This window comes from Halobacillus amylolyticus (genome assembly GCF_022921115.1).
Classification (GTDB): domain Bacteria; phylum Bacillota; class Bacilli; order Bacillales; family Halobacillaceae; genus Halobacillus_A; species Halobacillus_A amylolyticus.
Map to the genome: position 1 here is coordinate 964,934 of NZ_CP095075.1, position 18,180 is coordinate 983,113.

Below are 18,180 nucleotides of genomic sequence, written 5' to 3' on the forward strand. Positions count from 1 at the left end.
AAAAGGCAAGCCAAGTATAAAGGTAAACCATACAAGTTATAAGACCGTGTGAAGCATTCACCAAAAGAAAAATAGTATGTTTAGTTGAATTCATCGTTATCACCAAAGCTTTCCGATGTACCTATCGTACTAGCCCCGCGGAGGATTCGCAACTATACCCTATTAGTGTGTGTTCAAAAAGTTGCCAAATGAGAAGAAAGAAGGTCGAGGCGGCGTAGTTTTGAGCACCAAGGAAATCTTCTCCGAATTGGCATCGCACGAAGGAAAAGTGTCCTTCTTTTCCAAGGAACGGAACGTATGCTTCATGATACGTGAGTAGCGGAAAAACAAGCCAACGAAGAGATTCGCCTCTTATCATTTGATGACTTTTGAACAACATTATTAAGATTGTGTAAAGATGGAAGGGTTCTCTCGCCACTGCATTAGTTTATCGTGATGTTCTTTACTTAATAATCCTTCACTTTCCATCGTGTCAATCAGCTGATTGTATCCTGTTAGTGAGTGGGCGGGGAGTTTGCGGCTTTGAAAAGCTTCATCAGCCGCCGTTAGATTATAATGAAAGATGGATAGGACAGCAACTACTTCAATCCCCTCCTTTTCTAGGGCTTCTGCCGCTTCAATTGACGATTTCCCTGTAGAGATTAGATCCTCAATCACAACGGCTTTCTTCCCTTTTTCGTAGGCTCCCTCAATCTGGTTGCCTTTGCCATGCTTTTTAGCGGAAGAACGGACATACACCATCGGTAAATGTAAACGATCGGCTACCCAGGCTGCGTGGGGGATGCCTGCCGTTGCACATCCTGCGATCATGTCAATTTCTGCTTCCATATTAGTAATATATGTGGCAAACTGAGCGGAAATTTCATTACGAATGGCTGGATAGGACATTGTTAAACGATTGTCACAATAAATAGGGGAACGGAGTCCAGATGTCCATGTGAATAAGTCTTCCGTGCTTAGTTGGACGGCTCCGATATCAAGTAGATGTTGAACGAGTGATTTGTCTGCCATGCTCAAATTCCTCCTTTATTTTTTGATAGGCGGCTGAAGGTTGTTCTGCTGCTGTGATGCTTCTTCCGACAACAATGGCATCACTGCCTGTTTTCCCTGCTATGTTCGGAGTAGCCACCCTTTTTTGATCTTGCACTTCACCTGACGTGAGACGAATACCTGGTGTTAGTGTAAGAAAAGAATGACCACAGCTTTGTTTGATCGTTTCTACTTCTTGGACGGAACATACGACGCCGTCTGCCCCTGACTGTTGAGCCGTTTTTGCGTAATGCCCGACAACCTGAGGCATAGCTTTATGTACAAGCAACTCATCCTCAAGCATCGTTTGGTCTGTTGACGTAAGCTGTGTGACGGCGAGTAAAAGTGGTCTCGTTTCACTGCTTGCTCTTTCTAATCCTTCGCGAGCCGCTTCGATCATTTTTCTTCCGCCTTGGGCATGGACATTGACGACATCGACATCAAGTTTTGCCAAATTGCTCATTGCCCGCTTGACTGTTGCTGGGATGTCATGAAGCTTCAAATCTAGGAAAATGTGATGACCTCGTTCTCTCAATTCGTAAATAATCTCCGGGCCCTCTCGGTAAAATAGTTCCATTCCTACCTTAACTGGGACGCCCTTCAATTGATGTTGTTCGATGAAATCAGTGACATGGCTTTTATTTTCTAAATCTAATGCCAGATAAAGTGGATCAAGTTGACGTTGTTTGATGGTGGACACCTCCAATGATTTCCTTAACCGAGCTAAACTGGTGAGCTGACAACGCATCAGGCAATTGGTCGATTAATTCCTTGCATATATAAGGGTTTTTGAAATTAGCACTTCCCACTGCAACAGCACTTGCTCCTGCCAGCAAATATTCGATGATATCATCTGTGGTTTCAATGCCGCCCATGCCAATGATTGGCAGATTAACAGCTTGATAGACTTGATGAATCATGCGGATCGCAACAGGTTTAATTGCTGGGCCAGACAGTCCACCGGTTTGATTGGCAATGATCGGCTTCCTAGTAAAGGGGTCTATTCTCATCCCAGTCAACGTGTTGATCATCGATAATCCGTCAGCACCTGCCTCCTCTGCTGCTTTTGCCATCGTCACGATATCGGTCACGTTAGGAGAAAGCTTCACATAAACGGGTTTAGCACTTGCTTCTTTGACTAATTTTGTCACGGTATAAGCAAGTTCGGGGTCGACGCCGAACTGTACGCCGCCTTCTTTTACATTCGGACAGGAGATGTTTAATTCGAGTGCTGACACCGTGCTTTTTCCAAGCTTTGCTGCTACTTCTTCATAGTCTTCCATCGTGCTTCCTGCTACATTGGCCACAATCGGTGTATTGTACGGCTCAAGAAAAGGAAGTTCCTCATCGATGATCGCATCCACGCCAGGATTTTGCAGACCAATGGCGTTCAGCATACCGCTTGCTGTTTCAGCGACTCTTGGTGTAGCATTTCCAAAGCGTTTCGTTGCCGTTGCGGCTTTGATCATGATCGCCCCTAACTGAGAGAGATCATAAAACTGGGCAAATTCACGGCCGAACCCGAAGCAGCCTGAGGCAGGCATGACCGGGTTTTTCAGCTGTAAACCGGGTAAGTCAACTTTCGTGTCTATCATAAAATGACCTCCTCTGGGCGGAATACAGGACCGTCAGAGCAGATCTTGCGATAGCCCTTCGTATCCTCTTCGTCTGCACATTCAACGACACAAGCAAAGCAGGCTCCAACCCCACAGCCCATCCGTTCTTCAATCGATATATAACCAGGGACACCTTTTAGCTGTTCCTTGACACCTTTTAGCATCACGGTCGGACCGCAGGAAAAATACGTATCATACCCATCGACTTGCGGGATCACGTCGGTTACAAATCCACGCGTCCCCATGCTCCCATCGTTTGTCGCGACATGAACATCGCCTAGGGATTGAAATTTTTCCGTAAAAAATACGTCTTCCCTTGAACGGAAGCCTAAAATACTCATCACTTCAATTCCTCGTGCTTTTAAGTTTTTTGCCAAACAATACAGTGGCGGTACACCAATGCCGCCACCGATGAGCAGGGCCTTGTTCGTCATGAGCTCATCTATGGGAAAGCCTGTCCCGCTTGGACCAAGCACATCTAACTTGTCGCCAATCTGTTTCTTGGTCAGGGCATCGGTCCCTTTGCCCATAACCTTATAGAGCAGGGTCACGCTTCCTTTATCGCTGTCGACATCAGCAATCGACACTGGACGTCTAAGAAAAAAATCATCACTCACTTGAATGTGGACAAATTGCCCGGGAGTCTCAACGAATTGAGGAAGACTCCCTTGTAATTCCAACAGATACGTTTGGTTGGCAATCGACTGATGGGCAACGATCGTCATCCATTCTCGTTGCATTAGAGAAACACCGCCTCTTTTTTCGCAATTGTCCGAGCTGTAAATGTCATTGCATCAATGACTTCTACAATCGTTTTAGCCGTATCAAGACTAGTTAACGAGGCAATCCCATGTTCAACCGCTTCACGTCGGATTTGGAAGCCGTCCGAACGGGCCCGCCGTCCTTTGTTCAACGTATTGACAACGAATTGAACATCACCACTGCGAATCAAATCGACCACATCACGCTGGCTTGAACCGAGCTTGCCAACTGCTTCAACTGGTAAGCTTGCCTCCTCAATTGCTCGCGCTGTCCCTTCCGTAGCGTATAAATGGAAACCGAGCTGATGGAACGTTCTTGCAATCTCAATCATTTCCTGTTTATCTTTATCCGCTACTGTTAATAACACAGATCCTTCTGTCGGTATTTTTAATCCTGCTGCCGTCATGCCTTTGTACAAGGCTTTTTCAAGGCTTTGATCATAACCGATCACTTCTCCTGTCGACTTCATTTCAGGTCCAAGCGTCGTATCTACACTGCGTAGCTTTTCAAAAGAAAAGACAGGAACTTTCACATAAACACCATCAGGCTTCTCAGCGATTCCAGACGTATAACCTAGGGAAGCAAGTGTCTGCCCCATAATCGCTTTCGTAGCAAGCTGGGCCATGGTAATTCCAGTTATTTTACTTAAGAATGGAACGGTTCGGCTGGCACGTGGGTTCACTTCCAGTACATAAGCTATTTCATCAAAAATAACGAACTGGATGTTGATTAATCCCTTCATGTTCAGTTCACGAGCAATTTTAACTGTGGCATCAATGCACTGTTGTTCGAGTCGATGGGATAGACGCTGAGGCGGGTACACTGCCATCGAGTCGCCTGAGTGGACGCCGGCCCGCTCGATATGTTCCATGATGCCGGGAATGACTACATCCTGTCCGTCTGTAATCGCATCAACTTCAATTTCCATGCCTGTTAAATATTTATCGATAAGAATCGGGTGGCCGTTGTGGACGCGGACATTTTCCTCCATGTACATCAGCAGCTCTTCTTCGGAGTAGACGATCTCCATCGCCCGGCCGCCAAGAACATAAGATGGACGTACAACAACGGGATAGCCGATGTGACTAGCTGCTTGTATGGCTTCTTCCATACTTGTCACACTTTCTCCGCCAGGTTTAGCAATGTCAAGATTCGTTAACAATTGTTCAAACAAGTCACGATCCTCTGTTTGGTTGATGGCGTCCATCGTTGTGCCAAGAATCTCAACACCTTGGCGGCTGAGTCCTTCCACTAAATTAATCGCTGTTTGTCCGCCGAATTGAACGATGACCCCTTCAGGTTTTTCAAGATCAATGACATGCATCACATCTTCTAGCGTCAACGGCTCAAAGTAAAGCTTGTCAGAAACGCTGAAGTCTGTAGATACGGTCTCAGGGTTGTTATTCATAATAATGGCCTCATAGCCCATCTCTTTAAGTGCTAAAACAGAATGGACGGTCGCATAATCAAATTCGACCCCTTGGCCGATACGAATCGGACCTGAACCGATCACGAGTACTTTTTTAGCATCACTGACAACCGATTCGTTCTCATCTTCATAGCTGCTGTAGAAATAAGGTGTTTCAGAAACAAACTCACCTGCGCACGTATCGACCATCTTGTACACGGGAGAAATCTGATGCTGTCTTCTAAAGCTCATCACTTCATCAATCGACGTATCGAGCAGCCTTGCAATTTGCCGGTCAGAAAAGCCGGTTTCTTTTACCTCACGGATGACCTCAGTTTCCCATGGTCGTTCTTTGACGACATGCTCAAGTTGAATGATATGCAGCAATTTGTGTAAGAAAAAGTAATCAATCCCTGTAGCCTCATGAAGTTCTTCTAGCGTCACCTTTCTTCTTAAGGCTTCTGCCAAGATAAAAATTCGTTCATCATCAGCACGGCGCAGCCGCTGGAACATCTCTTCATCGGAGAGCTCAGTCACCGACGCCACAAATAAGTCGTCAGTTTCGCCTTCCAAGGAGCGTATCCCTTTTAACAACGACTCCTCAATGGTGCGTCCGATCGCCATCACTTCACCAGTTGCCTTCATTTGTGTGCCGAGCTTACGATTCCCTTTGGCAAACTTATCAAAGGGCCAGCGCGGAATTTTCGTTACGACATAATCAAGGGCTGGCTCAAAGCAAGCATACGTCGTTTTCGTAATCGGGTTTTCGATTTCATCAAGCGTCATGCCGATCGCGATCTTGGCAGCAAGTTTGGCAATCGGGTAGCCCGTCGCTTTTGATGCAAGTGCCGACGAACGGCTGACACGAGGGTTGACTTCAATCACATAGTATTGAAAGCTATCGGGATCCAAAGCAAGCTGCACATTACAGCCACCCTCAATCTCAAGCGCCCTGATGATTTCTAATGATGCATTTCGCAGCATTTGATACTCACGATCACTTAACGTTTGTGAAGGGGCAACGACGATCGAATCACCTGTATGAATCCCAACAGGGTCAAAGTTTTCCATGTTACAGACCACAATAGCCTGGTCATTCGCATCACGCATCACTTCATATTCGACTTCTTTAAAACCAGCAATATTTCGTTCAATTAAGCATTGATGAACAGGGGATTGCGCCAGACCATTCCGTGCGATATCCCGAAGCTGTTCTTCGTCATCACACATCCCGCCGCCGGCTCCGCCCATTGTATAAGCCGGACGAACGATGACAGGGTAGCCGATTTGATTGGCAAAGTTTACCGCTCCATCTACAGAACTAACGATGTCACTTTCAGGTACAGGCTGTTCTAATTTGTGCATGAGATCACGGAACTTCTCCCGATCTTCGGCACGTTGAATCGCGTCTAGCGGTGTCCCGAGCAGTTCTACCTGATTTTGTTCTAAAATACCGGATTCGCTTAGTTCGACCGCTAAATTCAAGCCTGTTTGGCCGCCGAGTGTTGGCAAAATCGCATCTGGAGATTCTTTACGTACGATTTTTGTTAAAAACTCAAGGGTGAGAGGTTCCATGTACACCTTATCCGCAAACGTGTGGTCAGTCATAATCGTTGCCGGGTTGGAGTTCGCTAAAATGACTTCATAGCCTTCTTCTTTTAAGGCCTGACATGCCTGTGTCCCAGAATAGTCGAACTCTGCAGCCTGGCCGATGATGATTGGACCAGAACCGATCACTAGAATACGTGTAATATCTGTTCGTTTAGACATGAAGAGCCTCCTTTGTTTCTTTTTGTGATTGAGTAATTCGTGTTAAAAATTCGTCAAACAATGCTGCGGTATCGTCTGGGCCTGGTGAACTCTCTGGATGGTACTGTACAGAGAAAGCATTCTGTGTCTTGTGCTCAAGCCCTTCTACGGTTCCATCATTTAAAGAGATTTGTGTAAGTGATAGACTTGTAGATTGCAGTGATTCTTCGTCAACGGCATAGCCATGGTTTTGTGAAGTAATCGCGGTCTTGTTCGTTCGGATATCCTTAACTGGTTGATTTCCACCCCTATGGCCGAACTTCATTTTCACTGTGTCTGCCCCAGATGCCAAAGCAATCAACTGGTGCCCTAAACAAATCCCGAAGACCGGAACGCGCCCCATTAACTTACGTACGGTTTGAATCGCCTCAGGTACGTCTTTTGGATCTCCCGGACCGTTTGACAGCATGATGCCGTCAGGACGAAGCCGTTCAATTTCTTCTGCAGATGTATGGTAGGGAACGACCGTCACGTGACAGCTTCTCTTCGTAAATTCTCGTAAAATCCCATGCTTCATCCCGAAGTCGATCAGCACGATACGATAGCCGCGTCCTGGCACAACATATGGTTTCACAGTCGATACTTGTTTAACTTGATCCGTTGCAAGCGGAGTTTCTTTCATAATGCTGACGAGTTGTTCTACTGGACGATCAACAGATGTAATCATCGCTTTCATCGTGCCATGCTTGCGAATAATCTTCGTAAGTTTTCTCGTATCTACTCCGCTGATTCCTGGAATTCTTTTGGCTTGCAAAAATTCATCCAACGTCTCTTCACTTCTAAAATTAGAAGGGTGTTCACAATGCTCTTTAACGACGACACCTAAGATCGCAGGGTTGACGGTTTCAAAATCATCTCTGTTGATGCCATAATTGCCGACCAAAGGATAAGTAAACGTAACAATTTGTCCGCAATAAGATGGATCCGAGATGACCTCCTGGTAGCCCGTCATCCCTGTATTGAAGACAATTTCACCAAAGCTTTCGCGATCACTGCCAAATCCTTTTCCTACAAATACTGTGCCATCCTCAAGAACGAGCTGCTTCATATACATCCTCCTCAAAAACTAGTTTTCCATTTGCGATTGTAACCACTGGCCACCCTGTTAAGTTTTCTCCATGAAAAGGACTGTTTTTCCCTTTTGATGCAAGATTGTGGCGGTCGATTTCTTTCGAATGTTCAAGATCAATGAGTGTCAGGTCTGCAACTGCACCAACTTCAAGTTTCCCATAAGGCAGCTGGAAAATTTCGCTCGGGCGAATCGTCAGCCAATTAATGAGCTGCTCTAAGCTGAATACTTCTTTTTCTACTAAATGGGTGTTCAAGAGCGGGAAAGCTGTCTCAAGTCCTGTAATCCCAAAAGGCGAGTGCACAAATCCTGCCTGCTTCTCTTCCTCTGTATGTGGGGCATGGTCCGTCGCAATGCAATCGATCGTGCCTTCAAGCAGCCCCTCTAGTAATGCTTGCTGGTCTTCTTTTGAGCGGAGCGGTGGATTCATCTTAAACAGTGCATCATCCTCTGTGATATCCTCTTCGTTTAGCAGTAAATGGTGAGGAGTCACTTCAGCTGTTACCCGAATACCCGCTTTCTTCGCATCGCGGATCACTCGTACAGATTCTTTCGTTGACACATGGCAGACATGATAGTGACAATCAGCGGCTTCCGCTAACAGAACATCCCTCGCGATGTGGACAGACTCCGCGATGTTTGGAATTCCAGGGAGATCTAGCCGCTTGCTGACCTCCCCATCATGGGCAACACCGTTATAGACAAGGGAATTGTCCTCACAGTGTGCAACGACGGCTTTATTTACCCGAGCAGCTTCCTTCATGGCCTCATACATTTTTCCTGCCTGCTGCACGCCGACACCGTCATCTGTAAAAGCAAATGCCCCATTTTCACTTAGCGCCTCCATATCCACTAACTCACCGCCAAGCTGTCGTGTTGTAATCGATGCGTACGGTAGAACACGGACACGAGCGTCCTGAGCGATTTTCTCAAACAGATTAGTCATGGTTTCCTTTGAATCCGGGACAGGCCTTGTATTCGGCATCGCACAAATCGTTGTAAATCCGCCTCTAGCCGCGGCTTCCGTACCTGTTGCGATCGTCTCCTTCGCTTCCCCGCCTGGCTCTCTTAAATGAACGTGGACATCAACGAACCCAGCTGATAATAAACGACCTTTGGCATCGATTACTTTGTCTGCTTCCCCGTCAACTTTGACAGCTAATTCACTTACTTGTCCCTTCTCTACCAAAACTTCACAATCTTCAAGTTGTCCATTAACCAATCGTTTGCTGTTGATAATTTTTATACTCATTCGCAATTTCCCCCTTTAACAGTGTTTGGATGATCGCCATTCGCATCACTACCCCATTGGCCATCTGATCAAAAATTCTCGACTTTCTGCACTCTACAAGTGAAGATTCAATTTCTATTCCGCGATTTACAGGTGCGGGGTGGAGAATGATCGCATCGTCTTTCATGCGTTGCTCGCGTTCTTTTGTTAAGCCAAATTCTTGTAAGTAGTCTCCTTGCTGACCACTTATGACATGTCGTTCATGTTGAATACGCAGCAACATAACGACATCGGATTGCGCGCAAGCCTCATCCATCGTTATGTAATCTGTTGAGATCGACTCATCCTGCCATGGTACTGGTGCAACGAAGGACACCTTCGCCCCCAGTTTTTTCAAGGCACACGCATTGGAGCGGGCCACCCGGCTATGCTTAATATCACCAGCTATCGTTACGCGAAGACCTTCAAAGCTAGGATGCTCTTTTGAAATCGTATAGAGATCTAGTAGAGATTGGGTGGGGTGTTCACCTGTCCCATCACCTGCATTGATGATGGATAAGGAGAGCCCTTTGGCCGCTTGTTGTAACACTCCAACCTCCGGCTGACGCACAACGGCCAGCTGCACACCAATCGCTTGTAACGTCTTCAACGTATCCTCAAGCGTTTCTCCTTTTGTTACGCTTGAATCTGCTCCATTCAAATCTAATACATCCATTCCTAACCGCTTCTCTGCAATGTAGAAGCTATTTTTCGTTCTCGTACTAGGCTCTAGAAAAATATTGCTGGCGAAAGTGCAGGGAACTTCCAACATGCGTTTACCAGATTCGATCCTTCGTGCTGTTTCCATAAGGTGTTCAATCTCTTGCTTCGTAAGCTCATTCATAGATAATAAATGCTGCATTTGACCCCTCCTTTATTAAAAAAAGCACCTCCGGGTACACCGGGGGTGCTTTTTTCGCCGCCATGGACGAACAAGCTAAGCCCTAGGTACACCCTTCAAAGTCTCACAGGACCTTGTTAAAACGTGTATAGGTTTAGATTATGCTGCTCCATCATTTTGCTGTTCATCCAGCTCCGTTGCTTCAAACATACGACCATTGCCTTGACTCTTTTCTTTTCCAGGAAGGATGAGATTTAAAAGCACCCCTACGATTGCTGCCAGAGCCATGCCTGCAATTTGCACATCATCAGTTACTTGGATAAACGCGCCGCCTACACCAAGGACAAGGATGACAGAGGCTATAATTAAATTTCGTTTTTCCCCAAAATCTACTTGATTATCAATTAACATGCGCAAGCCGCTTGAAGCAATTGTTCCGAATAGTAGAATGGAAACCCCGCCCATGACTGCAGCAGGAATCGAGCCAATGATCGCAGTGCTCATCCCCATAAATCCAAAGAAGATCGCTACCACGGCTGCACCGCCGATCACAAACACACTGTACACTTTCGTAATGGCTAGCACACCGATATTTTCACCATACGTCGTATTTGGAGGACCTCCTAAGAAAGAGGCAATCATTGTCGCTACTCCATCCCCCATAATCGACCGATTAAGGCCCGGATTTTTTAAGAAGTTGTTGCCAACCACCTTGGATAATACCATTTGATCACCAATATGCTCGGTTATCGTCACGAGGGCAAAAGGTACCATGATAAAGACGATATGCCAACTAAATACTTCTGTTGGTGAAAAATCTTTAAATGGGATAAGAAATTCCGGTATGTGGAACAGGGCTTGCATGAAACCGCCGATTGATCCGGCAGAAGTTATGTTTTGCCATTCTGCTTGAATTTCAGTTGTATCGACAATGCCTTGAGTAAGGGCAAATACATAGCCGCCAATGATTCCGAAAAGGATAGGAAGTAAGCTTAAAAATCCTCTTAGGAAAACCGTTGCAAGGATGGTAATTCCTAACGTTACGAGTGCTACTGTGAAATGTGTCGCACTATATACTTGTTCTTCACCAGGCAGGTACATTGCCATATCGATAGCCGTTGAAGCCAGTCCTAAACCAATAACGATGATCACCGGTCCTACCACAACCGGGGGTAACAGCTTCAGCAGCCAGTTCAGACCAAACATTGTGATTAATAAGGCAATCACCCCATAAACAAGTCCTGCTAAGAAGCTTCCGATCATCGCTCCAGCTACCCCACTCGTTTTCGATACTTCAACAATGGGGTAGATAAAGGCAAAGCTTGACCCTAAATAAGCCGGAATGCGTCCACGTGTAATGAGAAGATAGGCCAATGTCCCAAAGCCGCTTGAAACTAAGGCAACGGCTGGTGATAACCCAGTTAAAAATGGCACAAGAATGGTCGCGCCAAACATGGCGAATAAATGCTGTATGCTCAAGGTAATCCATTTGTGTGCTTTAGGTATTTCTCTTATTCCGACTGTTGCTTCTGTTGATTTCATGCAATCTCCTCCTCTATTTGCTCTCGATGTCTGTTCCTCGCGTGTAGTGGGTTCGTTCAAGATTTGAAACAGGATGTTTTGTTTTTTAGTCGAGCACCCTCTAAAAGGGCGCTTCCGCTTTTCTCATAAAAAAACCTCTTTGCTTAAAGGTACGCAAAGAGGTAGACGCATCTTGGTGGACGCGTGCTGCACTTACGACCTTTTAAGCCTCACGGGACTTTATTTAAAGGTGTAATATATTTACTTTTCAGAAATAAACACTTCATCAGCCTCATCTGTCTCTGACAAAGCCACTGTCACAACCTCATTTAACGAGGTTGGAACGTTTTTCCCTACGTAATCAGCACGTATTGGCAGCTCGCGATGGCCGCGATCAACGAGAACAGCTAACTGTATTTGTGACGGTCTTCCATGATCCATGAGCGCGTCCATTGCGGCCCGCACCGTGCGACCTGTATAAAGCACGTCATCAACTAAGATGACTTTCTTATTCGATATATCTGCTTCGATCTTTGTCGCTCTAACGTCTGGGTCAACTTGACTGCCCATTTTTGATAAATCATCACGATAGAGGGTAATATCAAGTTCACCACCAGGGATCTTCTCCCCTCAATGCCCTCGATCTTTGATTTTAAGCGATCAGCTATAGGAGCTCCACGTGTTTTAATGCCGACAAGCACTACATCTTCAACGCCTTTATTTTTCTCAATAATTTCATGTGAGATTCTAGTAAGCGCACGACGAATCGCTGCATCATCCAGTACGGTTGCTTTTCTTTCCATGCTTTCACCCCTATACATAGCAAAAGCCCTTTTCCACATGAAGGCAGAAAAAGGCTTAGGCACACAAATGTTGTGTGTTTCCGAATACCTTTCTAGCCTCACGGGACTATCTTTAAAGGACTATTTTATTCTACTAATGATTATTGCAAAGATGATGAGTTTTGTCAACTTCTGTTCTTAAGATATTGAATCATTTCTGTAAAATCTTCAGGCGGCTCAACTTCGAATTTTAGCCACTTTCCTGTGGCAGGATGTTCAAAACCTAATGATTTAGCATGGAGCGCCTGTCCATTTAAATCAAGAGTTTTCCGTGGGCCGTACTTAGGATCCCCAGCCAAAGGATGGTTAATGTAACGCATATGAACACGGATTTGATGCGTTCTTCCTGTCTCAAGCGTGCATTCCACAAGGGTAAACTCAGGAAAATGCTCAAGAACCCTGAAATGCGTAACTGCATCACGCCCTTCATCAACTACAGCCATACGTTGACGGTCTTTCGTGTCACGTCCAATTGGCGCATCAATCGTTCCGTATTCGTGGGCAATAGAGCCATGGACAACCGCGATATATTTGCGTTCCACTGATTTTTCCATAAGTTGTGCGACAAGCGATTCATGGGCTCGATCATTCTTCGCCACCATCAGCAGGCCGCTTGTATCCTTATCAATACGATGAACAATTCCTGGCCGCTCCACCCCATTTATACCCGATAAATCGTTACAATGATACAAAAGAGCATTAACGAGCGTCCCATTCTCATGCCCTGCAGCTGGGTGAACAACCATGCCAGAAGGCTTATTTACAACAATAACGTCACGATCCTCGTAAACGACATCAAGTTCGATATTCTCCGCCTTCAGTTCGAGCGGTTTAGGCTCAGGGATCGTCCATGTGACAGTATCTCCCTCTTGAATTTTATAGTTGCTTTTTACAACTTCATCATTTACAAGAACGAGGTTTTCTTTTAACCAGCCTTGTACTTGGGAACGGGAAGCATCCTCAATGATGTCAGCTAGCAATTTATCAACACGTTTTGATTGATCGGTATCTTTTGCCTGATATTGTTCATTCATGCTTTACTCTCCTTTTTCCTGCGGCGTTCATCAACAAATGTAGCAATCAAAACAAAAATAACCCCTATGACAAGGGATGAATCCGCCACATTAAAGATCGGGTAGTTGTAACTTCCAATGTAAACATCAAGAAAATCAACGACCTCTTTACGAAATAAGCGGTCAATAAAGTTCCCGATCGCACCGGCAAGTATTAATGCAAGGGCTACACCAACGAACCGGCTCTGTCTGGCATACTGCCCCATATAATAAATAAGGATACCAACAACAATGACAGTCACAATATAGAAGAACCACATTTGTCCCTCAAGAATACCCCAAGCCGCTCCGCGATTCCGATGTGAGGTGATGTAGAATACATTCTCAATCACGGGGATCGATTCGCGTATCTCCATTGTTTGGACAACAATCCATTTAGTAATTTGATCTACTATGACGATCGCAGCAGCAATCAAATAATATATGTACATAAACTTCCCCCAAGTATCAATTTCCTATGCTATTGTACCACAAATTTAAGAAGAGCGGAGAGAGGGCTTAGACCTGACGCGCATAAGTGTCCCCTAAATCAAAAGACCTACCTTGGTCCGCACTGTTAAGAGGCGTGGCAGGTTTTGTTATCATGATTATACCCGTTATACTCGGATCGTGAATATAATTTTTATTCATCTGGATATTTCAGCCATTTATTCATAGTTTCCTTTACCTCAATATGGGAGAGTGATTTACCTTCGTTTAACTCACTAATCCCTTTTTCTATTCTTATCCGCTCATAAAGTTTACGCATGATATCCTCAGTGGTCACATTCTCAGGTAATTCTTCGGTAATTTTTATAACGCCTTCTTTTGTGCTCCTATCGTACCTCCTACACACCTTTATCAACATTATAAATCAAACCATGTAACCTCTGCAGTATAAAATCTCCCTAAATCCTTTGTGACCAAGGAAATGTTGCTTTCGCTAAGTAACCTTTAGGTAAGATACTGAAAAAGGCATTATCATTGATAATGCCTCGAGTCTAAATATATTCTAGACTTAATCCAACATAAATGATAATAGAGACAGCGATGAATCCTGAGAAAAATAATACCTTATGAAACTTAGACCAATTCTTCATCCATCCCCAGCGTTTTCGATCTACATCAATCCAGAAGAAATCAACAACAGCTGCTAGCAAAATAATTAATAAAGCTGCAAAAGAACCCATAAGGTTGTTCCCCCATTCGAACTCTTTTTAACGTCACTCAAAAAACTCCTTAGAGTTTCTTACTATCATTTGACTGCATTTTGCTTAACTCTTTTTAGAACTAATTATCCATAATAGCCGACAGCATTTAAGATTATAACGCCAACGACGGTAAAGCTTAATCCCCCTGCTATTATACAAATAAGTGTTCTAATTTTCCTCGTATCAAACCACACAATGAATCCCATTAGAATAGTGAAAATAACTCCAAAAAATACTGAAGCATAGGGATTAGTCGGTTGAATCCAATCATACCAATTTAGGAAATCCATTCTCAATCGACCTTCCTCTCGTATTAAAAGCAGGCTAGACTAATATTGAAATTGTTCTGCATTCATTCTCTAACCATTTCGCTACTCAAAAGATATATATTTCACACCCTTAATGCCCTTCTTGTGTAGATAATTTGTTATCAGAACTTATTCCTTACCTATGACTATATAGTTCACAAAATTCCTCCAGGGCCGTTTATCTTTCTTCTTCCCGGAATTGATTAGCCACATTTTCGACACGACCCATATTAAAATACCAAAAGATGCTCCCAAAAAAATAACAGATAGCTAGGATAGAAAGAATGTCCGTAATACTTTGTCCAATAGGGTCATTTGAAATAAAATACTCCCATGCTATGAATCCAGTTACATTAACAAAGGGGATAATTATAAAAAACCAACCGTACAGGAATCTCCTGAAGTTTTTCATATCGTGCTCCCCCTCGTACCGACCTAACTCCCATATAGTCCAAAAATGAATGTTATTCAGAAAATAAATAACGCCAAAGTCGGCAATGCAATCATTTTGTTACTCTCTCGTAAGTAATTACTAAATATACGATTACAATTTGTGTAAAGTTTCATTTTAAAGAGTATTATTTGACAACATAACCCAATTTTATCTTTTTAGTAAACTAAGAGCCCTAAAGTTCCCCAGTAAATGATTTTTTAAAAGAATCGCATCCCTTTTTCCATAAAAAATGCACCCTGACTTGTTAGTTGTTTCTAACAAGTCAGGGTGCAGTACACTACTTGATAAGCTTCCTTTTTCGGAAACACATCTTAAAAGCCCGATAAAAATCCTGCAGTAGGGGGCCTAAGCTTCTTCCACTTGATTTTTCGTTGTTAATTTAAAAAAGGTTATCGAACCAATGAAAGAGGTAATGAATAATGTTGCCCCCATCGGTACAGCTGTCGTCTCGTCAATCCCAACAAGAGGAGAGACCATGGAGCCGAATAGTAACGGAAGCATACCTAACACAGCACTTGCACTTCCAGCTCGATGGCCTTGTTTTTCCATCGCCAGTGTGAAGGTACTTGTCAGAATCATTCCCATAGAGGTCATGTAAATAAATATAGGGATCACAAGAGTGGCTAATGGCCCTTCAATAATCGTCATGATTAGAAGTATTGAAGTTGCACTTACAGCAATAATTACAGCAGTTCGAAGCAAGCTTCTTTCATGTATGATTCCTCCAAGGCGCCCGATGATAAAACTCCCGGTAATTATAGCTAAGCCATTAATGCCAAATAGAATACTAAATACCTGTGGCGACACATCATAGATCCCCTGATACACAAAAGGAGTTCCTGATACATAAGCAAAGCTTCCTCCGTGAATGAACCCGATCGTCAGAGCATAACCAATAAAAGAACGATCCTTTAACAAGCTGCCAATTGTACGAACCGAATTCCCAATCGAACTCGGAATCCGCCTCTCCGCCGGCAATGTTTCCGTTAATTTGAACGCAATAACTAAAACAATGATAAGTCCCAAGAAACCTAAAAAGAAAAAAATTGTATTCCAGGTTGCAAATGGCAAGAGTAAAATGGCTCCACCAGCCATTGGTGCAATCATTGGTGCAGTCGCATTGATGACCATTAAAAGCGCGAAGAACTTTGTAAGCTCTCTACCGCTAAACACATCACGTACTACTGCACGAGAAAGAACTACTCCTGCTGAGGCCGTGAAGCCTTGTAGAAAGCGGGCTGCCACTAATGTAATAATATTCGGTGCCAGTGCACAGAAAAGGGATGATAACGCAAATAAGGAAATGAATATCAATAAAGGTTTCTTTCTGCCCTGGGCATCACTGATTGGTCCAACAACGATTTGACCGATCGCAAGGCCAATCAAACAGGCCGTTAAACTGAGCTGTACAAGTGAAGCGCTAGCTCCTAAGTCTTCGGCAATCCCAGGGAAACTTGGTAAGTACATATCAATATTAAGCGGGCCTAATACACCAAGCATGCCGAGTAGAAAGGCCAATCCTAAACGTTCTTTTCCTGTTGGATTATGTAACATGAATCTCAAACACCTTTCCTAACTAACTCTTCTTTTACATTCGTTTTTGATACAACCTCCCTCCTCCGAAGTTTTAATTCATTCGGTTGCAATAGGGAAGCAAGTTGTTTAGGAAACATACCAGTACCCCGCAAGCCACACACTTATTGATTCACCTTTTTAAGGATCGAGATTAGCTAGCTAAACACCTGCGTTCGCCTCATTCTAATTAAAACAAAAGGGATAATAGGAAACAACCGATTCCATTCGTCCTTTCGTTATATTAGGTGTATATATCATCGCTTAGCCTATGTTTATGGATTATTAGACTAAGATCATGACAATCACTGATTCTTTTGCAAACTTCTAATTGTAAAAACAGCGAAAATAAAAAGTACAATTCCAATCGCTATTTGATAACGCAGGAGTAATTAACACTCCCTTTAATATTGATATCTTATCATAATCGATTCATAAAAAGTTACGTAAAGTGAATAAAAAAGCCAAACTCAAATAAAAGAGTTTCGCTTTTTTATCATATGATATGACCACTCTCCACAACATTTCCAACCGAACCATGCGGCTTAAGCTGCAATCGTAACTTCATTCGCTTTTATTCCAGCTTATTCACCATTCTTCTATTAGGTGGTATATTTTCAACTTCCTAGCTTGCTCAACCAAATAGTCCAGATCCAAATCATTTTTATGTATGAGGAACATTCTATAGGCCCATTCATAGTCTTCATCTTCTTTGGGGTATTTTAGAGTGAAAGCAACCCCCTCTATACGATGAATAATGATATCTTCTATACCGATAATATAGAGAGTTTTACCGTTAGGGAGAACTAATTCAAATACATGATCAAGACTACCTTCAAGGTTGTTGGAAGGGACCTCTATAGCCATTTCCGATTCAACATGATACCACTCTCGTTCTGTACGGGTAAACCCTAGTTTGGTTAGGAGATCGTTATATAGATTCCAACCATCACTTACAAGGTCAATATCATGAGTATGGTAGTCATTCCGTGTATATATTTCAACGGATAGACCACCTACAACAATAGGTTTGATTCCTTTACATTTAAAATACTCTGTTAAAAGTGCAGTGAATTCGAGTTGACGCTCAAACTTTGGTCTATCTTTTAGATAAGTGAGCGCTTCTTGGAGGTCCTCAACTGTAGTCATAATACATGGACCTCTTGCCTAATTTTTTTACCTTGCCTCTTCTTACAGCTTTCTGCCACCTGGCAATAGATATTTCATCTAAGGCTTTTACTTCTCCAGGTGTACGGGTGCGAGATTTTTTTTTGCGACCGCGAGTTCGAGAGGACGTGCGAATAATTGCATTAGCACGTTTGCGATTTTCAATAATGTTGTTGTCAATTTTCTCAAGGGTTATTGTTCTCATTCACCTCATACCACCTTCCGCCAGAAGTTTATATTTATATAATA

General features: G+C 43.6%; 18 protein-coding genes and 1 pseudogene. All 19 read right to left on the minus strand.

Annotated elements, in window-relative coordinates:
- Positions 1-381: 381 nt before the first annotated feature.
- The 19 genes and pseudogenes from pyrE to MUO15_RS05215 all read right to left on the minus strand — a co-directional run bounded on the left by pyrE (position 382) and on the right by MUO15_RS05215 (position 18,136).
- Positions 382-1,011, minus strand: coding sequence for an orotate phosphoribosyltransferase (gene pyrE / locus MUO15_RS05130; RefSeq protein WP_245034036.1), 630 nt, complete (start codon positions 1,009-1,011; stop codon positions 382-384).
- Entirely contained in the window at positions 977-1,729 is a 753-nt protein-coding gene (gene pyrF / locus MUO15_RS05135; RefSeq protein ID WP_245034039.1) for an orotidine-5'-phosphate decarboxylase, read from the minus strand. Before pyrF ends, pyrE begins: the two co-directional genes overlap by 35 nt.
- Positions 1,701-2,624 carry a dihydroorotate dehydrogenase gene (locus tag MUO15_RS05140; RefSeq protein ID WP_245034041.1) on the minus strand — a complete coding sequence of 308 codons (924 nt, stop codon included), beginning with the start codon at positions 2,622-2,624 and terminating at the stop codon, positions 1,701-1,703. The genes pyrF and MUO15_RS05140 overlap by 29 nt, the downstream gene beginning before the upstream one ends.
- Positions 2,621-3,385: a dihydroorotate dehydrogenase electron transfer subunit gene (locus MUO15_RS05145; protein WP_245034043.1), complete on the minus strand. Its 765-nt coding sequence runs from the start codon at positions 3,383-3,385 to the stop codon at positions 2,621-2,623. The genes MUO15_RS05140 and MUO15_RS05145 overlap by 4 nt, the downstream gene beginning before the upstream one ends.
- Positions 3,385-6,585, minus strand: a complete 3,201-nt coding sequence (gene carB, locus MUO15_RS05150) for a carbamoyl-phosphate synthase large subunit (RefSeq protein ID WP_245034045.1) — start codon at positions 6,583-6,585, stop codon at positions 3,385-3,387. Before carB ends, MUO15_RS05145 begins: the two co-directional genes overlap by 1 nt.
- Positions 6,578-7,678 carry a carbamoyl phosphate synthase small subunit gene (locus MUO15_RS05155; RefSeq protein WP_245034047.1) on the minus strand — a complete coding sequence of 367 codons (1,101 nt, stop codon included), beginning with the start codon at positions 7,676-7,678 and terminating at the stop codon, positions 6,578-6,580. The genes carB and MUO15_RS05155 overlap by 8 nt, the downstream gene beginning before the upstream one ends.
- Entirely contained in the window at positions 7,653-8,945 is a 1,293-nt protein-coding gene (locus MUO15_RS05160) for a dihydroorotase (RefSeq protein WP_245034050.1), read from the minus strand. Before MUO15_RS05160 ends, MUO15_RS05155 begins: the two co-directional genes overlap by 26 nt.
- Positions 8,908-9,825, minus strand: a complete 918-nt coding sequence (locus MUO15_RS05165) for an aspartate carbamoyltransferase catalytic subunit (RefSeq protein WP_245034052.1) — start codon at positions 9,823-9,825, stop codon at positions 8,908-8,910. Before MUO15_RS05165 ends, MUO15_RS05160 begins: the two co-directional genes overlap by 38 nt.
- A 138-nt stretch (positions 9,826-9,963) precedes the next feature.
- Positions 9,964-11,346, minus strand: a complete 1,383-nt coding sequence (locus MUO15_RS05170; protein ID WP_245034054.1) for a solute carrier family 23 protein — start codon at positions 11,344-11,346, stop codon at positions 9,964-9,966.
- A gap of 240 nt (positions 11,347-11,586) precedes the next feature.
- Positions 11,587-12,128 (minus strand): annotated as a pseudogene (pyrR, locus tag MUO15_RS05175) (bifunctional pyr operon transcriptional regulator/uracil phosphoribosyltransferase PyrR).
- A 164-nt stretch (positions 12,129-12,292) separates the two neighbouring features.
- Entirely contained in the window at positions 12,293-13,201 is a 909-nt protein-coding gene (locus MUO15_RS05180) for an RluA family pseudouridine synthase (RefSeq protein ID WP_245034056.1), read from the minus strand.
- Positions 13,198-13,671 (minus strand): signal peptidase II, encoded by a 474-nt coding sequence (gene lspA, locus MUO15_RS05185; RefSeq protein WP_245034058.1) that lies wholly within the window; start codon positions 13,669-13,671, stop codon positions 13,198-13,200. Before lspA ends, MUO15_RS05180 begins: the two co-directional genes overlap by 4 nt.
- A gap of 191 nt (positions 13,672-13,862) precedes the next feature.
- A complete protein-coding gene (locus MUO15_RS21600; protein WP_256464166.1) occupies positions 13,863-13,988 on the minus strand; it encodes a hypothetical protein in 126 nt (41 codons plus the stop codon).
- A 232-nt stretch (positions 13,989-14,220) separates the two neighbouring features.
- Positions 14,221-14,409 carry a hypothetical protein gene (locus MUO15_RS05190; RefSeq protein ID WP_245034060.1) on the minus strand — a complete coding sequence of 63 codons (189 nt, stop codon included), beginning with the start codon at positions 14,407-14,409 and terminating at the stop codon, positions 14,221-14,223.
- 104 nt (positions 14,410-14,513) lie between these two features.
- Positions 14,514-14,720, minus strand: coding sequence for a hypothetical protein (locus MUO15_RS05195; RefSeq protein ID WP_245034062.1), 207 nt, complete (start codon positions 14,718-14,720; stop codon positions 14,514-14,516).
- Positions 14,721-14,916: 196 nt separating this feature from the next.
- The gene (locus MUO15_RS05200; RefSeq protein ID WP_245034064.1) at positions 14,917-15,150 is read right to left on the minus strand and encodes a hypothetical protein; all 234 of its coding nucleotides are present in this window, start codon (positions 15,148-15,150) and stop codon (positions 14,917-14,919) included.
- A gap of 387 nt (positions 15,151-15,537) precedes the next feature.
- Positions 15,538-16,746, minus strand: coding sequence for a Bcr/CflA family efflux MFS transporter (locus tag MUO15_RS05205; protein WP_245034066.1), 1,209 nt, complete (start codon positions 16,744-16,746; stop codon positions 15,538-15,540).
- Between the two features lie 606 nt (positions 16,747-17,352).
- Positions 17,353-17,913, minus strand: coding sequence for a hypothetical protein (locus MUO15_RS05210; protein ID WP_245034068.1), 561 nt, complete (start codon positions 17,911-17,913; stop codon positions 17,353-17,355).
- Complete coding sequence (locus tag MUO15_RS05215) at positions 17,900-18,136, minus strand: hypothetical protein (protein ID WP_245034070.1); 237 nt, start codon at positions 18,134-18,136, stop codon at positions 17,900-17,902. The genes MUO15_RS05210 and MUO15_RS05215 overlap by 14 nt, the downstream gene beginning before the upstream one ends.
- Between the last annotated feature and the right edge of the window lie 44 nt (positions 18,137-18,180).